Raw genomic sequence first — 22,181 nt, forward strand, 5'->3', positions numbered from 1 at the left:
GCGATGTCACGGTCAATCGCCGAGATAAAGGCTCAGATATGCGAGACCTTCATCTCACAGGACGCTATCCGCACAGGGTACGGACTGAAAGAGAACCAATCCTTTGACAAGGCTTTCTCGCCGGTGTCGCTGGAGAGCCTGATGTTCTACGTCGTCGCCTCCTGTATATGGCTGCTCGAAAAACTTTTCGACCGCCACCGCGAGGAGGTGGACGCGAGGATAGATGCCCTGCGCCCGCACACGCTCCGTTGGTACGTTACAAAGACCCTCGCCTATATGCGCGGCAAGGATCTCATAATGACCGACGGCGTGGTCGTGGCCGACTACTACGACACGTCGGGAATGACGGAGGCCGACATCGAAAAGGCACGTGTGGTGAAATACGCGGTCGCCACCGAGGACAACACGCAGGTGTTCATCAAGGTTGCCGCGAGGGGCAACAACGGCCAGCCCACGCCTCTGCAGCCCGATGACCTCGCCGGACTGAAAGGCTACCTCTCGCAGATAAAGGACGCGGGAGTGGCCATAAAGGTGCTGAACGAACCCGCAGACAATATGCGCGTGGAACTCGTGGTGCTTTATGATCCGGCCATACTCACGGCGCAGCCCACAGGCAACGGTCGCCCGGATGCGGACGGCTACACGGCCATAAGGCTGCTGCGCGACGGCAAGGACGTGATAACCGAGGCCGTGAGCGGTGTCATATCCAAGCTGCCTTTCAACGGCGAATACCGAAACTCCGACCTTATGGCCGCTTTGCAGTCCATTGAGGGAGTGCGCGTGGCCGACATCGTGAAAGTGGAGGCCGCAGCCGGAGGCTCGGAGGCTTACTCGCGTGTCGTCGGCTACCGCCGTCCCTATTCGGGTTATTACGCATTGCAGAACCTCACGGTCAGAGGCCGTGCCTATCAAGTGGCCGAATGATGATTTTTGACATAGATTTCGACAAGTGGATAGCGACCATGCTGCCGACGTTCCTGCGTCTGCGCCGGGTGTTCGCTTTCTGCCGCGCCTTATGCTCGCCGCTCTACCTCGGCGACGACACAGGGCTGTACCCGCGCTTCCTGCGGGCGCGTGGCGACCACATATACAGGTTGAGCCACAACGGGCAGGTGTGCTATCTCCGCGCCGCTCTCAACGACGCTTTCAATCTGAAAAAAGGGTTTGAGATCGAGGACGCGGGGGCATACGAGGGGGAGTGGGTCTATGCAAAAGACCCGACGATGCCGAACCAGTTGCTCGCCGTGGACGAGAAGAAGAACCGCAAGCCCGTAGAGGGTGAGCCGCCGGAACATCCGACACCGTTGCTCGCCGACGAAGCGCGGCTCAACGCGCCGCAGAACTCGTTCATCGTGCGCGTCCCCAACAACATCTACACAACGCAGCTCGACAAGGTGAAGGCCATTGTGGAGCAATACAGAATCCTTTCAAAAACTCCGATTTACACCCCAACAAACTCAAGCAATGAACAGAGCGGAATATTTATCAACGGCGGTCGCAAACGGTGGCAATGGCCTGTATCCATTATCGACGCAGGGGCTGTCGTTCATACAAGACCAGATTACCTTTTTACAGGCATTCGCAAGGATAGGCGGTAAACGTTACATCCTGCTCGCACCTACGGCCACCGCCGACGGCGTTGTGGTGATAGACGGCGAGGTGCTGCGCTTCAAGGCCGCAGCCAAGCCGGGCAACGGCATTCAGATCCGGGAGACAACCGAGAACATCGTGGCCGACGGCACGACCTACCGCGAGGCGCGGATTTACCGTTACGCCGAATATGTGCCGACATATACAAAGAACGTGCCGGGATTATATCCGGCCTCCGGGTTCTCGATGATAGAAACCAACGACCAGTTGGCAAAGAAACTGCTCGACTACACCGCCGTCAACAGCGACCTCGCCAAGAAACTCACCGTATTGTCTACCGACAGCCTCACCCGCGTTCAGTTGGACGCGCAAAAGGACAACGTGCGTCTTAACTGCCGCAAGGGGTGTTTCGCTCTGAACGGCGCGGAGGAATACACGATCAACGTCTACCGCCACAGCGCGAACAACATCACGCAGGAACAGATCCTGCCCGACCTGCGCCGCTACGTCCGCTATTGGAACAGCGCGGCAAAGACGTGGGGAGGTTTCTACCCGGTTACGGAAAACCTGCATATCGACGTTAAGGTTGTGAAAGGATCGACCGTCTATGTGCGCCACGGCTTTATCCCGGAGGGGGTTCAACTTGTGCTGCTCCGCAAGAAGAAACGCAGCCGAAAGCGTCGTTCCGGCGGCACGACAGGCACAAACGCCGCATGGAAAGGGAAATCCATGCTCCGGCAACCGAAGAACCAATACGTGCATTACAAGGGCGTGATACTCTCCACCTCCTCACCTAACAACTGGTATGTGCCTAAGTGCATAGGCGTAACCGACAAGGAGGACAATGCCCTTATCGGAAAGGAACTCGGATCTGTCTGCTCGGATATGATTGTGGCAAGCGGGAGTCTGTCAGAAATCGCCGCCGGGAACGGACTCTACAAAGTGGTCGGCACTCGCGTCAAGGCCTCCAAGAAAGGCACAAAGCCCAAGACACAGGCTTGCTGCTATGCGCGGATCGCGTTGCAGTTTGCCGCAGCCGGGAAGACGTTCAAGAGCGCGGGCGGCGAGATGGCGCGTATGAAATACCGCCTTTGGTTTCATCTCGACAAGAAGACCAACAAGACCGTGGTGCGCCGTGGGTTCTCTGCCGATTAGGGACAAAAAAAGAGGGGCGGTTGAAAAACTGCTCCTCTAAAAACCCCGGCGGTCGTAACTCATTATATGCTCTGTTGTGAAATCTTGTAGGTTGTCGCTGACTAATCCAGTCGGTGCTTCGTTCAAAATCATCTCAACGGGGTCTATAAGACGCTCAATCCCTGCTGTCGGACGCGGCCATTGCCGCGATAACTTAGTGTGAGAGGGAATCGCACATGCCGCACACACCATACACTATCTTGAAATCGAAATCGCAAAACTGTCGAGGGTGTAATGCATGGCGCAAAGATAACCGTTAAATTCTTAACCCCAATAAAACAGCCGATGAAAAAAACAGAATAACAGAAAACATACGTCGGTGGGCAATAAAAAACAGCCCCCGACCAGATAGTAAAGGCGGCAACCACATACTATCACAAAGACGCGATACCCCGCGCAGTCGAGGGCTGTATAAGCCTTTTGACCGCAGGGCATCGCGTCTTTGTATGTGGTTGCCACTGCAAAATTACGCAAAAGGGGCGAGATAACCAACCGTTTCACAAACTATCAAACCCCATTTTATGCTGAATGAATGACAGCAACAGTCTCCCGACGGAGATTTACAAGGAGACCTCCTCGCTCGGACGGCTTCTGATAACGCCTGTTGACAAGGCCACCGCAAAGGAAATGATTGTCAAGAACCACTACTCCCACAAATGGAACGACGGAGGTTTCGGTGTCTACAACTTCGGAATCTTCCGCGCCGACGAACCCGACCGCTGCCTCGGCGTGGCCGTCTACGGCTACATGAAGAATCCAAAGGCGCGCCTGTTCACGCACCCCAATCCCAAAGCGTGGATGTGCGAACTCAACCGTATGTGGATAGATGATGAACTCGGCCACAATGCCGAGAGCATTCTGATAGCCGCCTCGATCAAGCTGCTGCGCCGCCTTGACCCTAACCTCGTGGCCGTGCAGAGTTTCGCCGACGGTCGCCTCGGCTGCGGCACTATCTACAAAGCCGCCAACTTCCAGTATTACGGCTTTCACCTCACCAAGTTTCTGCGTAACAGGCGCAGCGGTGAGATGGTACACGAACAGATATTCACCAACTCAACATCGCCGTCGGGCTTTCTACGCGCCAATGTCGGGATGCTGATAGGCGATTTTGAAGTGTTCCACGTCAAGACCTACCGATACATTTACGCGCTCGACAAGCGTTTTCGGTGCGTAAAGCCGCAGCAACCTTATCCGGCATACGACAAAGGGATGGAAGCGACCGAATGGAAGCGCGACCGCTCGAAAATGATAGAAAGATGCGTCGGAATACTTACGAAAATGGCCGCAGATTCGGTGTGAACGCGGCCAAGATAACAATACAAAGGTAGTAAAAATCCCTCAAACCGCAAAAAGTTTGAGGGATTATTTTGCTGTAAAAATAACTATTTTTCAACCGATTAAACAGCGTTTGAGCGATGATTGAACGGCGGTCAAACAGACGCGCCCGAAATGGCCGGAAAACACCAAAAAATGTACTTTTCGTTTTTCAAAATTGCACTTTTCGTTTTGCCGATTATACTACCGGCATCTTTGTATGCCATCCGGCTCCGGCTGCGAGTTCGAATCCGAGCGGATAGTTTCTGACATAGGCCGGCGGCAGACTCCAGACAAGGTTGAAGCGAGGGTCAAAATAAGGCTTACCGCTCAGTTCATATCTGCTGTCGAGATGCAGAAGCTGAGTCTCTCGCAGACCGGCCGTCAGTGAAAGGGTGTGCTTCCCTGCATAGAATCTGGTCTCGCTTTCGAGGTATGCCGAGAGCTGGTGCATGGCCGGTACATCACGGAAGGCGCGCGGACGAGTGTTGTTGCCTGCTATCAGCGGGCGCGAAATATCATAAACGGCCCCACGGCCATAGTTTTTGCTCATGTTCCACTCAACTCCGAATTTCAGAGCCGATGACAGTGAACTCCCGCCGAAACGCAAGCGGCCGCTGCTTTTGAGCGAGGCGGTAAACGGACGGCCCTCCACACGGTAGTCGGCAAGATAGAGCATGGGGAGATAGCCGATGTAATTGTCACCTTCAACCAGCGAGACAGGCATCGGCATAACTCGTGACGAAGCTACGTGTTTCTGCTGCTCAAGCTGCTCATGTCCGTAGCTAAGTCCGGAAACCAGATTTAATTCCTGAAGCACGGAGGCAACAGACGGTACATAGCGCAAAGTGTTATCCCAGCGCATGGTGTGCTTGCTGTTCTGATAAAAGTCAATTGTATTGTTGACGGCAAGATCCGGATCGTTGTCATCTTTCTCAAACATGCCGCTGTAGCTGAAATTGGAATTCCAGGCAATGCGGGCCACCGGGCCGGTCCAACGCTTTGTGCTTCGCAACGAACCGGTCACGCGCTTGAAATTCTCGCGATTGTTGCGCGGGTCAATCTTCGAATCGAGATAGTCGACTCCGGCATTTATGATCCATGTGTTGTCGCCACTGAGATCAAAGCCTTTGCCAACATAGAAAAGCTGGCTCTGAGTGTCGGCTTTAAAACGGGCTTCGAGACGTCTGGCTCCGCTTTTGCTCTTGATGCTTACAAGTCCGGAGGTCAGCTCGCCGTATTCCACTGACGGAATACCACGCACAATCTCCACACTCTCTATATCATCTGTCGAAAGCGAGCGCATGTCAACTCCTTTACCTGTCGATATCCTTGAAGTTCGGTTGGCATCCGGTGTGATCTGCATGTCGGCATCAGTGTTAAGTCTCACACCGTCGACCACGAAAGCCGTGCCGAGGGCCGCTGTGGCATAATCGTCATTCTGAGTCATGCCCGAAGCCGAGCGCAGATCAATCCTGTTGACCGACCCCATTTCAGGATCTTTGGTCACTCCGCCAGGAAGCAGGCTCATGAGATCCGTGAAACTCGACGGCTGAAGATGCCTCATAGCCGTAGTGTCAATAAGTGATGCGGATGTGGCATTATAGCCCTCGCGGGCGGTGACAACAACTTCATTCAGGGAGGTGGACGGTTCAAGCCTGAAATTCAGCGTCAGACTTTCACGGTCTTTAAGCGAAAGATTGCGACGTTGCGCTTTATAGCCTACAAGATTCAGCTCTATCACAGCCTGGCCGGGCTGGACCGTAAGCGTTATCGAGCCTTCCGCATCAGTATGGCCACCGGAAACTCCGGCCACCGCAGGCTGGCGGAATGTCACCGCCGCAAATTCCAACGGTTCGAGTGTAGCCGCATCCTTTACGTTCACAACCAGCCAGACTGCAGCCGATACATGACAGGCCGCACCGACCATTGTCGATACAGCCATCACAAATATGAATAGGGCTGACTGATATTTTGATTTGAAGATCATTTGTTGACCGGCTTGTTTTACACTCTTTTTTCAGTGTGCAAAATTACGCCGGTCTTCACAGCCGGGAAATACCTATTTTTTGGTAATTTCAGATCTCATTACAAGCTTCAGATACCCAATAACCATTATGAGACATTCAGATCAGCGGCCACGGCGGCAGCAGAACGGTCTCCGTCAATTGCAGCCGACACAATTCCGCCAGCATAACCGGCGCCCTCGCCACAGGGATACAGACCTTTCAGGGTGATATGGCGCAACGACTCATTGTCACGCGGTATGCGCAAGGGCGACGAGGTGCGCGTCTCTGCCCCTATCAGAACTGCGTCATTTGTAAGGAAGCCGCGGTTCTTACGGTCAAAATCCTTGAATCCGAGCTGCAGACGGCGGGCAATTCCCTTTGGCAAAAGCTTGTCAATGCGCGCCGGATGCGCTCCGGGAGCATATGAAACCTGTGGCAATGAAGAAGACGGCCGGCCGTTGACAAAATCAGCCATCCGCTGTGCGGGAGCGTTCTGAGTCTGTCCGGCCTCCTGCCAAAAGGCCTTCTCAATGCTCTCCTGGAAACGCAGCATCTTCAGAATGCCTTCCGGATCATCATCTGTCCCTACTGTCGGAATATCTTCAGGCAATACTTCAACCACCATAGCAGCATTGGCCCACCGCGATGAACGCGCTGATCCCGACATACCGTTGACGGCAAGCTGCTCAGGACCACTGGCAGACGGGATAACAACGCCACCAGGACACATGCAGAAAGAGTAGACTCCACGGTCATCGACCCTTGTCAGCATTGTATATTCGGCTGCCGGCAAATAGCGCCCGCGGCCGTCTTTGGAATGATAGCGCAGACAGTCTATCAGATGCTGCGGGTGTTCGAGACGTACCCCGACGGCGAGTCCCTTCGGTTCCATCGTCACTCCGGCTGACAGCAGGAAGCGATATACATCACGGGCCGAATGGCCTGTTGCAAGAATCACAGGACCGAAATATTTTTCACCGCCGGCTGTGACCACTCCTCTTACCTCATCACGCTCTATTATCAATTCTGTCACACGGGTTGAAAATCGGACTTCACCTCCGCAGCGGCAGATGGTCTCGCGCATGGCCTTTATGACTCCTGGGAGTTTGTCGGTACCGATATGCGGGTGGGCATCCACCAGAATGTTTTCCGAAGCGCCATGCTGGGCAAAAATATTCAGAATCTTGTCTACCGAGCCGCGTTTTTTTGATCGGGTGTAAAGTTTCCCGTCAGAAAATGCCCCGGCACCGCCTTCACCAAAGCAATAGTTTGAATCAGGATCAACTACTCCCTTGCGAGCTATATCGGCCATATCGGGTCTGCGCGAGTCCACATCCTTGCCGCGCTCGAACACAATCGGGCGCACACCTTCCTCTATCAGCCGCAAGGCTGCAAACAGTCCTGCCGGACCGGCACCAACCACTATGGCCTGCGGAGCGTCTGAAGCCACCGAGCGGTAATCCACCGCACGGACAAGCGACAGAGACGAAGGCTCTTCGTCGATATAGGCTCTGACCGAAAGGTTGACCATCACCTGACGCTGACGTGCATCAATTGAGCGTCTGGTCACGAGCACATGACTGACTGATTCTTTACTGACACCTGCCAGACGCGCCACCTCTTGGCTGAGCAGATGAGGTTCAGCAGCTACACGCGGCGTTACACGTAGATCAAGAGTTTCTTGCATTGAGTTCCATTTTTTTCATTGTGTGTCCCATCCACCACCAGAGGGTGACTACGGCGACAACAAAAGCTATAATATCAGATCCTGCCATCGAAGCCCAGACTCCCGGCACTCCCCACAGACGCGGGAAAATTATCAGGAACGGAATCAGGAACAGAAGCTGGCGTGTCAGAGAGAGGAATATCGACATCTGCGGCTTGCCCACACTCTGGAAAAAGTTCTGAATGACGATCTGGCATCCGACCACCGGATAGCAGATGAAGTAGATTCTGAAGCCGTCACGGGCTATGCCGACAAGAGTCTCATCTGTGGTAAACAAGGCGGAGACCACATCCGGGAAGCCTTCACTGACAATCCAGCCTACAACCGTGATTGCAACTCCGATCCATATGCCGAGCCGAAGCACTCGCTTGACTCTGTCAAAATTGTTGGCACCTATATTATATCCGAGAATAGGTTGCATGCCCTGGGTGACTCCGAACACGATCATCACAAAAAACATTGTGGTGCGGTTGAGAATTCCATAAGCACCTACAGCAAGATTGCCGTCGGCACCTCCATAATCAAGAAGCGCCCTGTTGATAAAGATCACTACCACACATGCGCAGACGTTCATCAGAAACGGCGAAAGGCCGATGGCATAGATACGTTTTATTATAGACCACGTAAGCCACTTGTTATGCCGCTTGAAGTGAATCGAACTTTTGCGCGAAAGGAAATGTGACAGCACCCAAACGAATGCCGAAAACTGGCCTACCACAGTAGCACACGCCGCTCCTCTGATGCCCCAGTCCAATACAAATATGAAAATCGGCGCGCATATAAGATTGACAATCACCGATATCAGGGCGGAAATCATGGCCTTGCGCGGATAACCGGTGGCGCGCATGAGGTTGTTGAGGCCAATGAACACAAAGCCCAATGGAGTTCCCAGCAGAATTACCTGCATGAATTCACGCGCATAGTCAATGGTCTCTTCCGTCGCTCCGAAAAACAGCAGGATTGGATCAAGGAAGATCAGTGTGAGCCCACCGAACACGATCGAATGGATCAGACAGAGCGAAAAGACATTGTTGACCACATCTGTAGCCCGACTGTAGTTCTTCTGCCCGAGGAAAATAGAACTGATAGTGGCACCGCCGGCGGCGATGAGCATACAGAATGCCGCGACGAGGTTCATCAGCGGAAATGTGATGGCCAGACCGGCAATGGCCATAGGACCGACACCACGACCGATAAAAATACTGTCTATGATATTGTATAACGAAGTAGCGACGCTCGCAATAATGGCCGGAATCGAATACTGGGCCAATAATTTCCCGACAGAACTTTTGCCGAGATCCTCTGTTGATGTGCTTGCAGTCACTGCCATATCCTATATAACCTTATATAAATGTATTATTGAAACGCGGGTGCAAAATTACTCAATTTTGCACCACTCTCTTATATGATAAAAATATTTTAACTAAAAACTTCTGATCAGCAGACCTAAAGGCCATGTTTTCTGAATTTTCTCATACCGTTCAGGCATGCAGACGACGTCTGGTAAAAAATGATCGGGTAAAGAAAAGCAAGAGCAAAGTGCCTGCGATCTGAGAGACGGAAGTAACCCAGAAGGCAGCCGAATAGCCGGCATATTCCACAAAGAAGCCACCGAGGAGTATGCCGAGCCCCATGCCACAGTCCCAGGAGGTCAGGATTGAAGAGTTGGCCGTTCCTCTCTGGTCATGACGGGCTACACAGATAAACATATTCAGAAAAGCCGGGAACATGCGGCCGTTGCCAAGTCCGATCAGCACGGCCGACAGATAGTAGGCCCACACTCCCGGAGCGAGAGCGAACAGAGTGAAACCCACAGAGCTTATGGCGGCTCCCTGAAGGGCATTTTCAGTCAGATGTCCCTCTCGGAGAGACTTGACTCCATAGAGGCGCGAAACAAAAAGTCCGCCTGAAAGAAGTGCGAAGAACAAGCCTGTGCCATCGGTGATGCCAAGTTCTTCCTTTCCATAGATAGCCACATAATTGCTCATGATGCCCCAACAGAGACCGAAAAGCAGAATGTTTATTGCCATCAGCCATGCACGGCTCAGAAAAAAGTGATCCATGCTCAGTTTCGGTTTTCCTTCAACCGGCGGACGGTGAGGCAGCCTGATGGTGCTTACAAAATAGAATCCCACAAAAGCAACCACCAAAGAGATCCAGAAGAGCAACCGAAAATTCCCGCTGAGAGAGTAGATATAGATTCCTGCCGAGGGAGCAATAGCCATTGCAAGGTTGTTGCTCAGGCCATAGAACCCCACTCCTTCGTTACGCCGTGAGGATGGGAGCACATCAATGGCAACTGTACTGTTGGCAACTGTGGTCGCACCGAAGGGCAAACCGTGAAGAGTACGCACCACGGCAAACATCAGAATGGTTCCGGCTCCGATATACCCCGTAAAACATATGAAAAACGCAAAGAAACAGAGCATCAACACCTTCTTGCGGTTGAAACTGTCGACAATAAAGCCGCTGAAAGGCCTTACGAGGAGTGCAGCGACAACATAACCGGACAATACAAGGCCTATGAGATCCTTGTCGGCCTTGAATTCCGCATCGAGATAGATGGGCAGCAGCGGTGTCAGCAGATAAAATGAAAAAAACATCATGAAATTGCCAACCATCGCCTTGCAGTAATTACTGTTCCAGAGTTTTTCCTTTGCTGCAGCAGTGGTGCCCTGGACTGCTTTTGTCTGTGAATTTAGATTCGTATCTTCCATAAATCACCTTAATCGCCCTCAATCTCTGGGGGTCCTATTGAAAAACAGTGCAAAGATACGCAGAATTTGGTCAGGTCCAGTAACCGGCTCTTCAAAATTTGTAGGCTCCGCCGATAAATCCTGAGTGTGTTATGAACTTGCCATGATCTGACGGAGACCTGTAATCGTGTCGACAACCGGAGTATAGGCTGTAGTCGGATATACCATATCCTATGAAGACAATGAAGCGATCAACCTGGAGATTTATGCCGGTCTTCAGATCCCAGGAAACCCATTCAGCCCGATGGCTTCCTGAAGCTCCCGGTGAAAGTATTATACCCGGTTCGGCAAAAAGATAAAATCCGCCACCCTGATTTTTCCAATTGATAAGCTTCGGACTACGGACCACCAGCGAGGATGTGGATTTAAAACGGGCGGCATAATCGAGGCGCGAATCATATTCATCATCACCCCAGTATTCCACAGGCACAATCTCTCCGGCTGATCCCAGCTGAGTCTTTATGCCAAGATATTGAAGCGGGAAGTAAGCTATGCCAAGGTCAAACTGATATCCGTCGGTATTAAGGCCGGCTGTGAAATTAGCTTCCCAGTGCATATTGCCGTCATCACATTTCAACGCCTGCGAAGATGCGCCGACCACACAAGCAGCAAAAACCAGCAACACATATAATCTTTTCATAATTGCAATCTTTAAAATAAAAATTAGAATTTCAGACTGAGTAGTTTTCATTTATCTCTATCATCAAACGCAGATTTCAAAATTTCAAATTCTTTGGTTGTCATCGTCAGTGGCTAATGTGTTCTTTTTCCAAAACAGAGTGCAAAAATACTGATTATTTCCCAAATAGTCTTCTTTTAAGGTATAAACAGCAACATTTACCGGACCGACAATGTTATTATTATTGATAATACATAAACCTCAAACCAATAAAACTCATAAATCATGGATTTTCTGACTACTGAGAAACTGACCATTGTCGGAGCTGCCGGCATGATCGGATCAAACATGGCCCAGACCGCAATAATGATGCGTCTGACTCCTAACATCTGTCTCTACGATCCTTTCGCACCGGCTCTTGAAGGCGTTGCCGAGGAACTCTATCACTGCGGATTCGAAGGATTGAATCTGACATATACCTCTGACATCAAGGAAGCTCTCACCGGAGCAGCCTATATAGTATCGTCAGGCGGTGCAGCCCGCAAAGCCGGCATGACCCGTGAAGATCTTCTCAAAGGAAATGCACAGATCGCAGAGCAGTTCGGTAAAGATGTCAGACAATATTGTCCGGATGTAAAACATATCGTTGTCATCTTCAATCCTGCCGACATCACCGGTCTTGTAACTCTTCTCTATTCCGGCGTTGAGCCTTCACGCGTGACCACTCTTGCCGCTCTTGACAGCACCCGTCTGCGCAGCGAACTGTCGAAATATCTCAAGATTCCAGCTGATGAAATTGTCAACAGCCGTACCTACGGCGGTCACGGAGAACAGATGGCAGTATTTGCCTCGACCACAACCGTTGACGGCAAACCGCTTGTAGACATCATCGGAACACCGAGTCTGCCTCTCGAAGAATGGATCAACATCAAGCAGCGCGTTATCCAGGGCGGTAAAAACATCATCGACCTTCGTGGCCGTTCTTCATTTCAGAGCCCGGCCTATCTGTCGATCGAGATGATAGCCGCAGCAATGGGCGGACAGCCTTTCCGCTGGCCGGCCGGAGCCTATGTCAACAATGACCGCTTCAAACACATCATGATGGCTATGGAAACCACCATCAGCAAAAACGGCGTGGAATGCAAGCCCGTCAACGGAACTCCCGAAGAAGAAAAAGAGCTTGAAAAGAGCTATGAGCATCTTTGCAAGCTGCGCGACGAAGTAATCGAAATGGGCGTCATGCCTCCTATTGCCGACTGGCACCGTCTGAATCCTTATATGGATCAGAAGACCTGCTGATAGTTACTTCTGACATGACGACAAAAAAAATTACTAGTCATCACGACGAATAACTTTTTTACCTTAAATCTAATACCATGAAAAACTTATTCGCAAATATAAGTCATGAAACGAGCCTTGTCAAGCAAATTAACATAAATTCTGCTTGATTTTACAATATTTAACTTAATAATTTCCTATTCTGCAATTAAGCCTATTCTAACACGGGCGAAAGTTGTGGGATAGGAAATTATCCATTAAATTTGCACTGACGTTCGGCTTGTTTTTAACAATCCGGAACTAAACAACCGGAACCATCTATATAATCATCCAAATGGGACAAATGATCGCCATAGTGGGACGCCCTAATGTGGGCAAATCCACACTTTTCAACAGACTTACCCAGTCACGCACCGCTATCACCAACGACGAGGCCGGAACTACCCGCGACCGCCAGTACGGCAAAGTTGACTGGAACGGGAAAGAATTCTCGATTGTCGACACCGGCGGCTGGGTGGTCAACAGCGAAGACATTTTCGAAAACGAAATCAATAAGCAGGTCCACCTCGCCATCGAGCAGGCCGACGAAATTCTGTTTGTGGTCGACGCCATGAACGGCGTGACCGATCTTGATGACCAGGTAGCCGAAATTCTCCGCCGCTCAACCAAGCCCGTAATTCTCGTGGCCAACAAGGTTGACGCAGGTGACTCGCTCTACAATATCGCCGAATTCTACAGTCTCGGTCTCGGTGACCCTATGGGTGTCTCAGCTGTCAGCGGTTACGGCACCGGCGATCTTCTTGACGAAGTGGTCCTCAAAATGCCTGAAAAAGATGACGATGAGGAATCCAAACTCGACGACATACCGAAGATTGCCATCGTAGGCCGTCCGAATGCCGGAAAATCGTCAATCATCAATGCGTTTATTGACGAAGACCGCCACATCGTGACCGACATCGCCGGCACCACACGCGACTCGATCTATACGCGCTACAATAAATTCGGCTTCGATTTCTACCTCGTCGACACAGCCGGTATCCGTAAAAAGACCAAGGTTACAGAAGATATCGAATATTATTCGGTTATCCGTTCGATCCGCGCCATCGAGGCTTCGGATGTCTGCATACTGATGATCGACGCCACACGCGGCATCGAGTCGCAGGACGTCTCCATCTTCTCGCTCATCCAGCGCAACAAGAAGGGCCTTGTGGTTGTGGTCAACAAATGGGACCTCGTAGAAGACAAATCGAAGGAAGCGATCAAGCATTACGAAGACGCCATCCGCGAGCGCTTCGCACCCTTTGTCGATTTCCCGATCATATTCGCATCGGCTCTCACCAAGCAGCGCATCTACAAAGTGCTTGAGACAGCCCTTCACGTATGCGAAAACCGCAAGCGCATTGTCCCCACATCGCAGCTCAACACCGTGATGCTCGAAGCCATTTCGGCATATCCGCCTCCCGCCAATAAAGGAAAGTTCATCAAGATCAAATATGTGACCATGCTGAAAGGCTCTCCCATACCCACATTTATCTTCTTCTGCAACCTGCCGCAGTGGGTCAAGGAACCCTACCGCCGCTATCTGGAGAACAAGATCAGAGAGACATGGGACTTCCACGGCACACCGATCAACGTTTTCATGCGTGAGAAATAATCTCCACGCATGAAAACACACTCCCTCTCTCCCCTCACCTTCTCCCTCACGCCACGACAAATCACACACTACCTTAGAATTTAACAAACAACGTCGATTATCATGAAAACTGAATCTACCACCTATTATATAGCGGTGGATCTCGGTGCGACCAGCGGTCGCCTTATCCTTGCATCGTTTGACGGAGAAAAAATCTCAACTGAAGAACTTCACCGGTTCAAACACCCGATGCTCCCCATCGCAGGCCACCTGTTCTGGAATCTGCCCGGACTTTACCACGAAATTCTTACCGGCCTGAAAGCCGCAGCTGAAAAACTCAATGCCATTGGAGCTAAAGCACAGTCTATAGGCATAGACACCTGGGGTTGCGATGTGGCCTATTTCCACGCTGACGGCACACTTGCCGGACTCCCCTACTGCTACCGCGACCCACACACCACCGGAGCTGTCGACAAGTTCTGCGAAGACATGTCAAAAGAGACAGTATATGGCAAGACCGGAATCCAGTTCATGGATTTCAACACTCTGTTTCAGCTCTACACCATAGGCAAAGAACAGGGCAACGCACTCCACAACTCAGACAAGATTCTGTTTATCCCCGATGCACTGGCCTACATGCTGACAGGCGAGGCCGTGACAGAATATACCGTAGCATCGACCTCTCAGATACTCAACCCGACAACCGGCCGACTCGACGACGAACTTCTTGCCCGCATAGGACTGAGCGAGGACCGCTTCGGCAAACTCGTGAACCCAGGTCATCGTATAGGCTCACTTACACCCGCCGTTCAGCAGCTGACCGGACTGGGCGAGGTCCCCGTCATTGCAGTAGCCGGACACGACACAGCCTCGGCCGTGATCGGCGTACCTGCCAAAGATGCGAATTTCGCATATCTGAGCTGCGGCACATGGTCGCTTCTCGGCATCGAGACACCTAAGCCCATCATCAACGAAAAAGGCTTTGCCTACAATTTCACCAATGAAGGCGGCCTTGACGGCACCATCCGATATCTGAAAAACATCTGCGGAATGTGGATATTCGAACGCGCCCGCACCGAGCTGAAAGACGCGCCGGCCAGTGTTGCCGATCTGTGTGCGCTCTACACCGAATCTGACATCGACAGCACAATCAACCCAGACGATCCGTCATTTGCAAATCCGGCCTCGATGACCCAGGCCATCTGCGACTACTGCGAGCGCACCGGACAGAAAGTGCCGGTCACAGTGGCTGACTACGTCCGTCTGATATTCCGCAGTCTGGCTCTCCGCTACAAAGAAGTGCTCGGCTGGCTGCGTGAGCTCTCCCCAAAAGAAATCAATACCCTGCACGTGATAGGCGGCGGATCACTCAACGCCCATCTGATGCAGCTCACCGCCAATGAACTCCAAATGCCCGTGGTGGCCGGTCCGACCGAATCCACAGCCCTCGGCAATGTACTCGTGCAGCTTCGCGCTGATGGCCGCGTCAGCGACCTCTCCGAAATGCGCAAGGTGGCAATCAACTCAACCGAGACAAAAACTTATCTCCCTCAATAAACAGACACATCAAATTTTACCTAAATACATCTAAATCTATCTTATCATGAACGAAGGAACTGTAAAACAAGCTTATGAAATAGCCAAAGAGCGTTACGCAAAACTTGGTATCGACACTGACAAGGTGCTGCAGCAGATGCAGGACTTCCACCTCAGCATGCACTGCTGGCAGGCTGATGATGTAGCCGGCTTTGAAAACCAGGGCGGCTCGCTGACCGGCGGCATCCAGGTCAACGGCAACTATCCCGGCAAAGCACGCAATATCGACGAACTCCGCGCCGACATTCTCTATGCCATGAGCCTCATCCCCGGCAAGCACCGTCTCAACCTCCATGAAATCTACGGCGATTTCGGCGGCATGTTCGTTGACCGCGACCAGTGCTCTGTCGAACACTTCCAGAGCTGGATCGACTGGGGCAAAGCCAATGACATCAAGCTCGACTTCAACTCAACCTCATTCTCTCACCCGAAGAGCGGCGACCTCAGCCTCTCGAACCCCGACAAGGGCATCCGTGATTTCTGGATCGAACACTCAAAACGCTGCCGTGCCATCTCTCAGGCCATAGGCGAAGCTCAGCAGGACCCCTGCATCATGAACACCTGGGTTCACGATGGTTCAAAAGACATCACCGTCAACCGCTATCTCTACCGTGAGCTCCTCAAAGACTCTCTCGACCAGATCTTCGAACACAAATATGACTGGATGAAAGACTGCGTGGAGTCAAAGGTGTTCGGCATCGGACTTGAAAGCTACACCGTAGGCTCAAACGACTTCTACACATCATACGCCGCCAAGAACAACATGATGATCACCCTTGACACAGGCCACTTCCACCCCACCGAAAGTGTAGCCGACAAGGTGTCAGCCATGCTGCTTTTCGTGCCCGAACTGATGCTCCATGTGAGCCGCCCCATCCGTTGGGACTCTGACCATGTCACCATCATGGACGACCCGACAATGGACCTCTTCAGCGAAATTGTCCGTGCCGGCGCCCTCAACCGCGTGCACTACGGCCTCGACTACTTCGACGGCACCCTCAACCGCATCGGCGCTTACGTGATCGGTAGCCGCGCAGCCCAGAAGTGCATGCTCCGCGCACTGCTCGAACCCACCGAAACTCTGCGCAAATACGAACTCGAAGACAAGAGATTCCAGCGCCTTGCCCTCCTCGAAGAGTGCAAGAACCTCCCCTGGAATGCCGTTTATGACATGTTCTGCCTCAAGAACAATGTGCCTGTCGGCGAAAACTACATCGTCGAAGTGGAGCAGTATGAACGTGACGTCACCAGCAAACGATGATACTGATAGGTCTCCTTATAATCGCGATCGGCGCTTTCTGCCAGTCCAGCTGCTATGTACCCATCAACAAGATCAAGTCATGGAGCTGGGAAAGCTACTGGATTGTGCAGGGCGTTTTCGCGTGGCTCATTCTGCCGTTTCTGGGCGCACTCCTCGCCGTTCCGGCCGGCCATTCGCTGACAGAGCTCTTTACAGCCGACCAATCATTCAACATCTGGATGACCATTCTCTTCGGAGCACTCTGGGGAGTGGGAGGTCTGACCTTCGGACTCTCCATGCGCTATCTCGGAGTGGCGCTCGGTCAGTCTATAGCCCTCGGCACATGTGCCGGCTTAGGCACCATAATGGGCCCCGTGCTGCTCAACATTTTCTTCCCTGAAAACGATCCGCTCTCTCAGCTGACAATGGCTGTGATCCTCGGAGTGGTTGTCACCTTGATCGGCATCGCCATCATCGGCATCGCCGGATCAATGAAAGCCTCATCGCTCAGCGAAGAAGAGAAGAAGGCTGCTGTCAAGGACTTCAATTTCCCCAAAGGAATCACCATCGCCCTGCTTGCAGGTTTCATGAGCGGCTGCTTCAACGTAGGCCTTGAATTCGGCAGCGGAATCAATTTCGGTTCACTCACCCCTGACATCTACAAAACCCTTCCGGCCACTCTGCTTGTGACCCTGGGCGGATTCGTCACAAACGCCGTCTACTGTTTCTATCAGAACCACAAGAACCGGACCTGGGGCGACTATGCCAACAGAGCCGTTCTCGGCAACAACCTGCTCTTCTGCCTCCTTGCCGGAGCTCTCTGGTACAGCCAGTTCTTCGGACTCGCACTCGGCAAAGGATTCCTGACCGACTCCCCTACGCTGATGACCCTCTCGTTCTGCATCCTCATGGCGCTCAACGTGGTCTTCTCCAACGTCTGGGGCATAATACTTAAAGAGTGGAAAGGCTGCTCGTCAAAAACGATCACAGTGCTTGTCATAGGCATCGCAGTGCTCATCGTTTCGTGCTTCCTTCCGCAACTGATCTGACCATCAATATTTATCACATACTTATGTCATCAATATTAGAAAACCGCCCCGTGCTCACAGCCGAGGTTGAAAAAGTAGCTGAAGTAGCCGGCTATCTCTGGGAAAAGGGATGGGCCGAACGTAACGGAGGCAACATCACAGTCAACGTAACCGAATATGTCGACGATGCGATCCGCGCCATGCCGGCCATCGCTCCCGCCGCTCCTATCGGCATGACTCTTCCCAACCTCAAGGGATGCTATTTCTTCTGCAAAGGCACCAACAAGCGTATGCGTGATCTCGCCCGCAAGCCTATGGCCAACGGTTCTGTGATCCGCATCACCGATGACTGCGCCCACTATGAGATCATCGCAGACGAACCGGTGAAACCCACCTCGGAACTGCCTTCGCATCTTGCCGTCCACAACTACCTCATCGGAAAAGGCTCGAAATACAAAGCATCGCTCCACACTCATCCGATCGAACTCGTGGCAATGTCACACTGCAACAAATATCTTGAAAAAGACGTGGCCACCCGCCTGCTCTGGAGCATGATCCCCGAAACCAAGGCTTTCTGTCCGCGCGGTCTCGGCATCATCCCCTATCAGCTTCCCGGCTCAAACATCCTCGCCGAGTCTACCATCAAGGAACTTGCCGACTACGACGTGACACTCTGGGAAAAACACGGAGTCTTCGCCGTAGAGGAAGATATCATGATGGCCTTCGACCAGGTTGATGTGCTCAACAAATCTGCCCAGATCTACATCTGCGCCAAGAACATGGGCTTCGAACCTGACGGCATGTCTGACGAGCAGATGAAAGAGATGACAGTGGCCTTCAACCTGCCCAAATAATCAGGCGCAAGCTACCCACACATAATCAGCCCCAGAAAGGCGGCCAAAGCCTCCTTATATATAAACGGTCCTGCCGGTCTGAAAGAAAAAATTCAGACCGGCAGGACCGATACTTTATGCAGAATCCCTATCGGGCTCTAAGCTCCCAGAAAGCCACAGCCGCCGCGGCGGCCACATTGAGCGAATCGACCCCGTGAGCCATAGGAATACGCACTGTATAATCGGCATCTTCAATAGTCGCATCGGCAAGTCCATCGCCCTCGGTACCCATAACTATAGCGAGCCGAGGCTCCTCTCTCAGCGCCGGGTCTTCAAGAGAGACAGACTTGTCAGTCAGAGCCATCGCCACCGTCTTGAACCCGGATTCACGCAATGAGCCGATCGGTCCGTCAAGCCATGTCCACGGCACAAGAAATACCGACCCCATCGAAACCCTTACCGCTCTGCGGTTGAACGGATCGCATGATGACGGCGTAAGCAGCACGGCATCAATGCCAAGAGCGGCAGCTGAGCGAAATATCGCTCCTATGTTGGTTGTGTCTACCACACCGTCAATCACCACCACCCTGCGGGCTTCATTCAGCACTGCACCGACAGTCGGAGCCTGCGGACGGCGCATGGCACAGAGTACCCCGCGTGTCAGAGTATAGCCGGTCAGAGTGCCAAGCAGATCCCGGTCACCTGTATAGACCGGGACTGAGTCTCCGCAACGCGCCACAATGTCGGCAGCGTCACCTTCTATATGTTTCCGCTCACACAGCAAAGCCACAGGCTCATAACCGGCTTCAAGAGCCACACGTATCACCTTAGGACTCTCTGCTATGAAGACACCCTTGTCAGGTTCTAGTCTGTTACGCAACTGGGCTTCGGTCAATGAGCTGAAAATCTCTGCTCCGGGATGGGTCAATGATGAAATTTCAATTATCGGCATAATTCTCAATAGTTAGTGGAGGGGTGTGAGCGTCAGAAAACTTTACTCCAAATTATCACAAAATTAAGTCAATATTACGGTTGTTGCAACCTCCGGGGAGCGTTTTTGCCGAAAATATTTCAAATCCCGCCCAATTCTGCGTAACTTTGCACCCGCGAAATAAAAGAAACGAATTAATTTAATAGACCAAATGGCTTATAATCTTTTGAAAGGAAAGCGCGGCATTATCTTCGGCGCGCTCAATGACATGAGTATTGCCTGGAAAGTAGCTGAGAAAGCTGTAGAAGAAGGCGCTACAATCACTCTGTCAAACACCCCGGTCGCAGTCCGCATGGGTGATGTCAGCAAACTCGGCGAAAAGCTTAATGCTGAAGTTATCCCGGCCGATGCAACCAATGTGGAAGATCTCGAAATGGTATTCCAGAAATCAATGGAAATCCTCGGAGGAAAGATCGACTTCGTTCTCCATTCTATCGGCATGTCACCCAACGTGCGCAAGAAACGTCTCTATGATGACATCGACTACGATCTGCTCAACAAGACGCTTGACATATCAGCCATATCATTCCACAAGATGATTCAGGCCGCAAAAAGACTTGATGCGATCGCTGACCACGGCAGCATCGTGGCCCTCAGCTACATCGCAGCCCAGCGCACAATGTTCGGCTACAACGACATGGCCGATGCCAAAGCGCTCCTCGAATCAATAGCCCGCAGCTTCGGCTACATCTACGGTCGCGAAAAGTCAGTGCGCATCAACACCATCTCTCAGTCGCCCACCCAGACCACTGCAGGCAGCGGCGTGAAGGGCATGTCTTCGCTCATGGACTTTGCAAACCGTATGTCGCCCCTCGGCAATGCCACAGCCGACGAATGTGCCGACTATTGCATTGTCATGTTCAGCGACCTTACCCGCAAGGTCACCATGCAGAACCTCTTCCATGACGGCGGTTTCTCAAGCATGGGCATGAGCCTCCGTGCAATGGACCAGTACGAAAAAGGCTTTGACCAGTACCGCAACGAAGACGGAACAATCCAGTACGGCTAAACACTCAGCCAGACAGATCCAGACTATAAGCACAGATCCCGAAACCGCCACGGCTTCGGGATCTGTCTTTTCTGTGTGAGCTCTCTATTGTTACTTTTTCTTTGATTTCGGAAACGGGAGATCATTCCATAGAGTTTCAATCACCTTAAGAGCCTTGCGGGTGTCAGCGAAGTCAAGGATATAGGCCTCCTTTGCGCCCTGATAAGGAAAGCCGCACTCGGCATCAGCCATCAAGTCGGCAATACAGGGCAATTTCTTTACGTAAGCGATATTGTCGCAGGCTGTGATTACACATTTTTCATTGACATAGATGACGTAATCGCCCATCATCTTGCGACTGCGAACCACACCCAATGGAGCAAGTGCATCACAGATGAATTCAATAAATGCATAGGTACACGCCATTTTATTTAGTCTTTGGTGAAAGAGTGGATTTCAATCAGGTTCCCTTCGGGGTCTGCAATATAGCAGGTGCGTTGCCCCCAAGGCATAGTTTGCGGTGCAAATACTGACTTTGCTCCAAGGGCGGTCACTCTCGCATACTCTTCATCTACATCGCTGAATGTCGGTACATAAAAAGCCAGTTCGACCGTGCCGTTCAGTCCGCATGGATAAGAGTATTCCCGCCCGGTCATCTGTTCAAAGGCGGTACGTGGGAACAATATTAGCCACATATTGCCAAGCTGCATCCTTACATCAGGGTCTTCACCGTTCCAATCGGTTTCAAACCCCATTATGTCACGATAGAATGCCACCATGCGGGTATTGTCAGTCGTAAACAATCCGATGGTATTGAAATTAAATTTAGCTGCCATATTATCTGTTTGCATTTTTACGGTTTTCCATTATCCGTTCAAAATTCTCGCGTCCCCAGTTGAGCAGAGCCTCGACGTGAGGCAAAAGAGTTTTACCGAACTCCGTCACCGAATATTCCGTCCGTGGAGGGACATCCGGAAAGAGTTCGCGACGGATTATGCCGTCGGCGGTCAGCTGACGAAGCACTTGCGACAGTACCTTCTCCGAAACCGACGGGATGTTGCGGTACAGTTCGTTGAAGCGTACCGGTCCGCTCTCTGAAATCTTCACGAGAACCACCAGCGCCCACTTGTTGCCGAGCCATTCAAGCATCGGAGCCGCCTTGCAATATTCGTAGTCAAGTTTTTTTACCATAACCGAGGTTTCAAAAAAGACTGATCACGAGCAATACAAACTTTTCGGTAAGGGTCAAACCTATCGGTAAGTCATTGCTTCCACACTGATAATCATCTAATTTTGCATTACAAATGTGAAACATTCGCGAGCGAGCAGAGAGCGCATGTCGGCGCATCTGGTGCGCGGTGCAAAGCACTCTGACTCACCGCAAAG

The 22,181-nt window shown here is 51.8% G+C and carries 19 protein-coding genes; 10 read left to right on the top strand and 9 right to left on the bottom strand.

Annotation, left to right across the window (positions count from 1 at the left end):
* Positions 1–3 precede the first annotated feature (3 nt).
* The 3 genes from FDZ78_RS01805 to FDZ78_RS01815 all read left to right on the top strand — a co-directional run bounded on the left by FDZ78_RS01805 (position 4) and on the right by FDZ78_RS01815 (position 4,083).
* On the top strand, positions 4–924 hold the full coding sequence (locus FDZ78_RS01805) for a hypothetical protein (RefSeq protein ID WP_136408974.1): 921 nt from the start codon (positions 4–6) through the stop codon (positions 922–924).
* A gap of 540 nt (positions 925–1,464) precedes the next feature.
* On the top strand, positions 1,465–2,745 hold the full coding sequence (locus FDZ78_RS01810) for a hypothetical protein (protein WP_136408975.1): 1,281 nt from the start codon (positions 1,465–1,467) through the stop codon (positions 2,743–2,745).
* Between the two features lie 567 nt (positions 2,746–3,312).
* Entirely contained in the window at positions 3,313–4,083 is a 771-nt protein-coding gene (locus FDZ78_RS01815) for a hypothetical protein (protein WP_136408976.1), read from the top strand.
* Positions 4,084–4,297: 214 nt separating this feature from the next.
* Here the strand turns inward: FDZ78_RS01815 and FDZ78_RS01820 are convergent, their stop codons facing one another.
* The 5 genes from FDZ78_RS01820 to FDZ78_RS01840 form a co-directional block, all read right to left on the bottom strand.
* Positions 4,298–6,088: a TonB-dependent receptor plug domain-containing protein gene (locus tag FDZ78_RS01820; protein ID WP_136408977.1), complete on the bottom strand. Its 1,791-nt coding sequence runs from the start codon at positions 6,086–6,088 to the stop codon at positions 4,298–4,300.
* 125 nt (positions 6,089–6,213) lie between these two features.
* Entirely contained in the window at positions 6,214–7,794 is a 1,581-nt protein-coding gene (locus FDZ78_RS01825) for an NAD(P)/FAD-dependent oxidoreductase (RefSeq protein WP_136408978.1), read from the bottom strand.
* Positions 7,778–9,163 carry an MATE family efflux transporter gene (locus FDZ78_RS01830; protein WP_136408979.1) on the bottom strand — a complete coding sequence of 462 codons (1,386 nt, stop codon included), beginning with the start codon at positions 9,161–9,163 and terminating at the stop codon, positions 7,778–7,780. The genes FDZ78_RS01825 and FDZ78_RS01830 overlap by 17 nt, the downstream gene beginning before the upstream one ends.
* Before the next feature lie 151 nt (positions 9,164–9,314).
* Positions 9,315–10,550: an MFS transporter gene (locus tag FDZ78_RS01835; protein ID WP_136408980.1), complete on the bottom strand. Its 1,236-nt coding sequence runs from the start codon at positions 10,548–10,550 to the stop codon at positions 9,315–9,317.
* 91 nt (positions 10,551–10,641) lie between these two features.
* Positions 10,642–11,229, bottom strand: coding sequence for a hypothetical protein (locus FDZ78_RS01840; protein ID WP_136408981.1), 588 nt, complete (start codon positions 11,227–11,229; stop codon positions 10,642–10,644).
* A gap of 264 nt (positions 11,230–11,493) precedes the next feature.
* Between FDZ78_RS01840 and FDZ78_RS01845 the strand changes: the two genes are divergently transcribed.
* The 6 genes from FDZ78_RS01845 to rhaD all read left to right on the top strand — a co-directional run bounded on the left by FDZ78_RS01845 (position 11,494) and on the right by rhaD (position 18,837).
* Complete coding sequence (locus FDZ78_RS01845) at positions 11,494–12,507, top strand: malate dehydrogenase (protein ID WP_123399252.1); 1,014 nt, start codon at positions 11,494–11,496, stop codon at positions 12,505–12,507.
* Positions 12,508–12,820: 313 nt separating this feature from the next.
* The gene (der, locus tag FDZ78_RS01850) at positions 12,821–14,140 is read left to right on the top strand and encodes a ribosome biogenesis GTPase Der (RefSeq protein ID WP_136408982.1); all 1,320 of its coding nucleotides are present in this window, start codon (positions 12,821–12,823) and stop codon (positions 14,138–14,140) included.
* Positions 14,141–14,242: 102 nt separating this feature from the next.
* On the top strand, positions 14,243–15,676 hold the full coding sequence (locus tag FDZ78_RS01855; RefSeq protein ID WP_136408983.1) for a rhamnulokinase family protein: 1,434 nt from the start codon (positions 14,243–14,245) through the stop codon (positions 15,674–15,676).
* 46 nt (positions 15,677–15,722) lie between these two features.
* On the top strand, positions 15,723–16,976 hold the full coding sequence (locus FDZ78_RS01860) for an L-rhamnose isomerase (protein ID WP_136408984.1): 1,254 nt from the start codon (positions 15,723–15,725) through the stop codon (positions 16,974–16,976).
* Positions 16,973–18,004 carry an L-rhamnose/proton symporter RhaT gene (locus tag FDZ78_RS01865; RefSeq protein ID WP_107032897.1) on the top strand — a complete coding sequence of 344 codons (1,032 nt, stop codon included), beginning with the start codon at positions 16,973–16,975 and terminating at the stop codon, positions 18,002–18,004. Before FDZ78_RS01860 ends, FDZ78_RS01865 begins: the two co-directional genes overlap by 4 nt.
* 23 nt (positions 18,005–18,027) lie before the next feature.
* Complete coding sequence (gene rhaD, locus FDZ78_RS01870) at positions 18,028–18,837, top strand: rhamnulose-1-phosphate aldolase (protein ID WP_107032896.1); 810 nt, start codon at positions 18,028–18,030, stop codon at positions 18,835–18,837.
* A 127-nt stretch (positions 18,838–18,964) separates the two neighbouring features.
* Here rhaD and FDZ78_RS01875 read toward each other — a convergent pair whose 3' ends face one another.
* Positions 18,965–19,768, bottom strand: a complete 804-nt coding sequence (locus FDZ78_RS01875; RefSeq protein WP_107032895.1) for an RNA methyltransferase — start codon at positions 19,766–19,768, stop codon at positions 18,965–18,967.
* A gap of 190 nt (positions 19,769–19,958) precedes the next feature.
* On the opposite strand from FDZ78_RS01875, the gene FDZ78_RS01880 reads away from it, so the two are divergent.
* Entirely contained in the window at positions 19,959–20,816 is an 858-nt protein-coding gene (locus tag FDZ78_RS01880) for an enoyl-ACP reductase (RefSeq protein ID WP_107032894.1), read from the top strand.
* 90 nt (positions 20,817–20,906) lie between these two features.
* Here the strand turns inward: FDZ78_RS01880 and FDZ78_RS01885 are convergent, their stop codons facing one another.
* From FDZ78_RS01885 to FDZ78_RS01895, 3 genes are read right to left on the bottom strand one after another with little or no spacing between them, the layout of a single operon-like run.
* Positions 20,907–21,221, bottom strand: a complete 315-nt coding sequence (locus FDZ78_RS01885) for a TfoX/Sxy family protein (protein WP_124076326.1) — start codon at positions 21,219–21,221, stop codon at positions 20,907–20,909.
* Between the two features lie 5 nt (positions 21,222–21,226).
* On the bottom strand, positions 21,227–21,631 hold the full coding sequence (locus FDZ78_RS01890; protein ID WP_107032892.1) for a VOC family protein: 405 nt from the start codon (positions 21,629–21,631) through the stop codon (positions 21,227–21,229).
* Position 21,632: 1 nt separating this feature from the next.
* Complete coding sequence (locus tag FDZ78_RS01895; RefSeq protein WP_124076322.1) at positions 21,633–21,986, bottom strand: helix-turn-helix domain-containing protein; 354 nt, start codon at positions 21,984–21,986, stop codon at positions 21,633–21,635.
* Positions 21,987–22,181 lie beyond the last annotated feature (195 nt).

The organism is Duncaniella sp. B8, from assembly GCF_005304985.1.
Lineage (GTDB): Bacteria > Bacteroidota > Bacteroidia > Bacteroidales > Muribaculaceae > Duncaniella > Duncaniella muris.

Excerpts from the sequence above, each read along its gene's own strand:
- FDZ78_RS01805 (WP_136408974.1), top strand. The coding sequence starts at position 4 with ATGTCACGGTCAATCGCCGAGATAAAGGCTCAGATATGCGAGACCTTC.
- FDZ78_RS01810 (WP_136408975.1), top strand. The coding sequence starts at position 1,465 with ATGAACAGAGCGGAATATTTATCAACGGCGGTCGCAAACGGTGGCAAT.
- FDZ78_RS01815 (WP_136408976.1), top strand. The coding sequence starts at position 3,313 with ATGAATGACAGCAACAGTCTCCCGACGGAGATTTACAAGGAGACCTCC.
- FDZ78_RS01820 (WP_136408977.1), bottom strand. The coding sequence starts at position 6,088 with ATGATCTTCAAATCAAAATATCAGTCAGCCCTATTCATATTTGTGATG.
- FDZ78_RS01825 (WP_136408978.1), bottom strand. The coding sequence starts at position 7,794 with ATGCAAGAAACTCTTGATCTACGTGTAACGCCGCGTGTAGCTGCTGAA.
- FDZ78_RS01830 (WP_136408979.1), bottom strand. The coding sequence starts at position 9,163 with ATGGCAGTGACTGCAAGCACATCAACAGAGGATCTCGGCAAAAGTTCT.
- FDZ78_RS01835 (WP_136408980.1), bottom strand. The coding sequence starts at position 10,550 with ATGGAAGATACGAATCTAAATTCACAGACAAAAGCAGTCCAGGGCACC.
- FDZ78_RS01840 (WP_136408981.1), bottom strand. The coding sequence starts at position 11,229 with ATGAAAAGATTATATGTGTTGCTGGTTTTTGCTGCTTGTGTGGTCGGC.
- FDZ78_RS01845 (WP_123399252.1), top strand. The coding sequence starts at position 11,494 with ATGGATTTTCTGACTACTGAGAAACTGACCATTGTCGGAGCTGCCGGC.
- der (WP_136408982.1), top strand. The coding sequence starts at position 12,821 with ATGGGACAAATGATCGCCATAGTGGGACGCCCTAATGTGGGCAAATCC.
- FDZ78_RS01855 (WP_136408983.1), top strand. The coding sequence starts at position 14,243 with ATGAAAACTGAATCTACCACCTATTATATAGCGGTGGATCTCGGTGCG.
- FDZ78_RS01860 (WP_136408984.1), top strand. The coding sequence starts at position 15,723 with ATGAACGAAGGAACTGTAAAACAAGCTTATGAAATAGCCAAAGAGCGT.
- FDZ78_RS01865 (WP_107032897.1), top strand. The coding sequence starts at position 16,973 with ATGATACTGATAGGTCTCCTTATAATCGCGATCGGCGCTTTCTGCCAG.
- rhaD (WP_107032896.1), top strand. The coding sequence starts at position 18,028 with ATGTCATCAATATTAGAAAACCGCCCCGTGCTCACAGCCGAGGTTGAA.
- FDZ78_RS01875 (WP_107032895.1), bottom strand. The coding sequence starts at position 19,768 with ATGCCGATAATTGAAATTTCATCATTGACCCATCCCGGAGCAGAGATT.
- FDZ78_RS01880 (WP_107032894.1), top strand. The coding sequence starts at position 19,959 with ATGGCTTATAATCTTTTGAAAGGAAAGCGCGGCATTATCTTCGGCGCG.
- FDZ78_RS01885 (WP_124076326.1), bottom strand. The coding sequence starts at position 21,221 with ATGGCGTGTACCTATGCATTTATTGAATTCATCTGTGATGCACTTGCT.
- FDZ78_RS01890 (WP_107032892.1), bottom strand. The coding sequence starts at position 21,631 with ATGGCAGCTAAATTTAATTTCAATACCATCGGATTGTTTACGACTGAC.
- FDZ78_RS01895 (WP_124076322.1), bottom strand. The coding sequence starts at position 21,986 with ATGGTAAAAAAACTTGACTACGAATATTGCAAGGCGGCTCCGATGCTT.